The sequence below is a fragment of the Nocardia sp. NPDC057455 genome, from assembly GCF_042802775.1.
In the GTDB taxonomy this organism is placed as follows: Bacteria; Actinomycetota; Actinomycetes; order Mycobacteriales; family Mycobacteriaceae; genus Nocardia.
In genome coordinates, this window is sequence record NZ_JBHVDM010000186.1 from 1 (window position 1) to 2,978 (window position 2,978).

Sequence of the window (2,978 nt, forward strand, 5' to 3'; positions counted from 1 at the left end):
CCAGGGACAGCGCCAGGAAGTTCCACAGTTGCAGCACCAGCTGGTGGGCCGCCACCGACGCGGCGCCGAACCGCGCGGCGACCGCCGCCGCCGAGACGAAGCACGCCTGGAAAGCGAAGCTGCGGGCGATGAGGTCGCGCCCGAGCACGAGCTGGGCCCGCATGACCGACCAGTGCGGGGCGAGCGGAACCCGTTCGCGGACCAGCGCGTCGAGGAACAGGACAGCGGTGACGGTCTGACCCGCCACGTTCGCCACGGCCGAGCCGGGCAGGCCCAGATGCGGCGCGCCGAGCAGTCCGTGCACCAGCGCGGGGCACAGGATGCCCGACACCACGAGTCCGGCGACCACGAAGATCAACGGTCTGCGCGTCTCCTGGATGCCGCGCATCCATCCGTTCCCCGCCATGGAGATCAGGATCAGCGGCACGCCGAACAGGGCGATCCGCACCCAGCCCAGCGCTTCCTCCGCGATGTCCCCACCGCCCGCGATGGCGCTGGTCACCGGCATGGCGAACGCTTGGATCAGGAGGAGGATGCCGACGCCGACGGCGACCGCGATCCAGGTGGCCTGCACGCCTTCGGCGACGGCTCCCCGGTGGTCGCCCGCGCCGTGGCGGCGCGCCGAGCGCGCGGTGGTGCCGTAGGACAGGAAGGTCAGCTGCGAACTCGTCTGCGCCAGGATCAGCCCGCCGACGGCGAGACCGGCCAGCGCGAGCGCGCCGAGCCTGCCGACCACGGCAAGATCGAACAGCAGGTAGATCGGTTCGGCGACCAGCACGCCGAGGGTCGGCAACGCGAGGCCGAGAATGCGCCGCGGTCCGGCAGCGGCGGCGCGGTCGACGCGCGCCGGCTCCGTTCCACTAACGAGCGAAGCCGGGTCACCGATCTCCGCGCGGCTGCGACCCTGCGCGTTCACGAGCACCTCCCCGGGAGCACCATCGTTGCGCTCGCGCTCCACCGTCGCACGCCCCACCGACAATTCCGGCAGCGTGCGGCAGGCTTCGCCCAACCCGCTATTCCGGACGGACAGGGCGACGCCCGGACGACGTCACGGCCGCGCGGGCGCCCCGGCGCGGCGCCGCTACCGACGACCACGCCTCATCCGAGCGCGGCCAGCAGCGCACCGACCAGATCGCCGGGCGTGCCGTACGCGGTGTATCCGGCGGCGAACCGATGGCCGCCGCCGCCCAACGCTGTCGCCACCTCCGCGACGTCCACCCCGTCGCCCGCGCACGATCCGCTGTCGCGCGAGCGCAGTGACACCGTCCACCGGTCCGGTACGACGCGAGATTGCTTGAATACCGCGGCGATTCCCGCTTCGGCGGTCGTGCGCACGATGTCGATCACGCTCTCGATCTCCTCCGACCGAACGTCGTCGATGTCGTCGCGACGCACGAAGGCGTACACCAGCCCCACACCGCCGCGGACCTCCGGGACGAGCTGCGCCGTCCCGAGCACCCGCGACAACATGGGCAACCACCCGAACGGGTGGGTGTCCATCAAGGTGCGAGCGATGTCAGCGCCGTCGATTCCCGTGGCCAGCAGCCGTTCCGCCAGTTCGTGGGTACCCGGCCGAACCCACCGGAACGAGCCGGTGTCGGTGACCAGACCGGCATAGAGGCAATGTGCGACGTCCGCATCGATCGGCACGCCCCACGCGTCGAGCAACCGCGCGATGAGGCTCGTGGTGGACTCGGCGCCGGGATCGACCACGTTGATCGCGCCGAAGCAGGTGTTCGACCGATGGTGATCGATCACCATCGTCGTTGCGGCGCCGGGCAATCGGTCGGCGAGCGCACCCAGCCGGGTGCCGCTGCCGCAGTCGACCGCGATCAGCAGGTCCACCTCGGCACGCACCTCGGCGGGCGCCACCAGATGCCGCACGCCGGGCAGCGACCGCATCGACACGGGCAACTCCGCCGGCTCGGCGAAGGACACCTGCACCGGGATCCCGCGCCGGTGCAGCACCAGCGCCAGCGCCAGACCACTTCCTATGGTGTCCGCATCGGGCTGCACATGGCAGACGACGGTCACCGAGCGTGCAGCGTCCAGCGCCGCCACGGCCACGTCCAAGTCGGCCGTTTCCCGCATCGTCGTCATCGACTACCGCATGTCACTCGTCGGCATCGCGTTCGACCTTGTAGGGGTCGGCGTCACCCGCGGGCCTGGCCGTGGCGGCCACCTTGGCGACCTCGTCGTCGGCGGCCCGCGCCTTGGCGAGCAATTCCTCCATCTGCCGTGCCGCGTCGGGCACGCGGTCCAGTACGAATGCCAGCGTCGGGGTGAACTTCACCCCGGTTCCCGCGCCCACCTTGGAGCGCAGGACACCCTTGGCCTTCTCCAGGCCGATCGCCGCACCTTCGTAATCCGGATCGGCGTCGAGGTTTTCGCCCATCACGGTGTAGTACACCGTCGCCTCCCGGAGATCGCCGGTGACCTTGGCGTCGGTGATGGTCACGAAACGCAGCCGCGGGTCCTTCACCTCGTATTCGATCGCGGTCGCGACGATCGAGGAGATCCGCTTGGCGAGTCGGCGTGCCCTGGCTTGGTCCACCATGGCCGTTTCCTCCTCACTATCAACTCTGTTCGATGGCGGTCGGAGCGCGGACCGGTGTCGCCACCGGAGTTCCGCCCTCCGCGCCGTCGCTGCGCCGGTCAGTCTTCGGGCCCGAAGATCCGGCGGCGCACCGCCAGCAACTGTAACTCCGGACGGGCCGCGACGTGCCGTTCACATCTGTCCAGCACCTCGGTCAGGTGGTCCATGCCCGCGCTGACCATGGCCACGCCCAGTAGCGAGCGACGGTATAGATCGTGTTCCCCACCTTCGGCGGCACTCACACCGAAGCGCTGCAATTCGGCAAGGATCGGCCGGATCACCGAGCGCTTCTGTTTCAGTGAATGCACGTCGCCGAGCAGCAGGTCGAACTCCAGTGCACCCAGGTACACCCACACCCTCCCCAGTCAGGAAGACCGACCGG

At 70.0% G+C, this 2,978-nt stretch carries 4 protein-coding genes; all 4 read right to left on the bottom strand.

Features of this window, described 5'->3' with window-relative positions; all coding sequences use genetic code 11:
* A partial coding sequence (locus ACFU5M_RS34250) for an MATE family efflux transporter (protein WP_379055742.1) occupies positions 1–808 on the bottom strand: 808 nt, incomplete at its 3' end.
* A gap of 290 nt (positions 809–1,098) precedes the next feature.
* Entirely contained in the window at positions 1,099–2,100 is a 1,002-nt protein-coding gene (locus ACFU5M_RS34255; RefSeq protein WP_379055738.1) for a bifunctional oligoribonuclease/PAP phosphatase NrnA, read from the bottom strand.
* 13 nt (positions 2,101–2,113) lie between these two features.
* A complete protein-coding gene (gene rbfA, locus ACFU5M_RS34260; RefSeq protein ID WP_379055740.1) occupies positions 2,114–2,557 on the bottom strand; it encodes a 30S ribosome-binding factor RbfA in 444 nt (147 codons plus the stop codon).
* 98 nt (positions 2,558–2,655) lie between these two features.
* Positions 2,656–2,946, bottom strand: coding sequence for a DUF503 domain-containing protein (locus ACFU5M_RS34265; protein ID WP_039799368.1), 291 nt, complete (start codon positions 2,944–2,946; stop codon positions 2,656–2,658).
* Positions 2,947–2,978: the final 32 nt, after the last annotated feature.

Bases quoted from the DNA above. Each gene is read 5' to 3' on its own strand.
- ACFU5M_RS34255 (WP_379055738.1), bottom strand. From the start codon at position 2,100: ATGACGACGATGCGGGAAACGGCCGACTTGGACGTGGCCGTGGCGGCG.
- rbfA (WP_379055740.1), bottom strand. From the start codon at position 2,557: ATGGTGGACCAAGCCAGGGCACGCCGACTCGCCAAGCGGATCTCCTCG.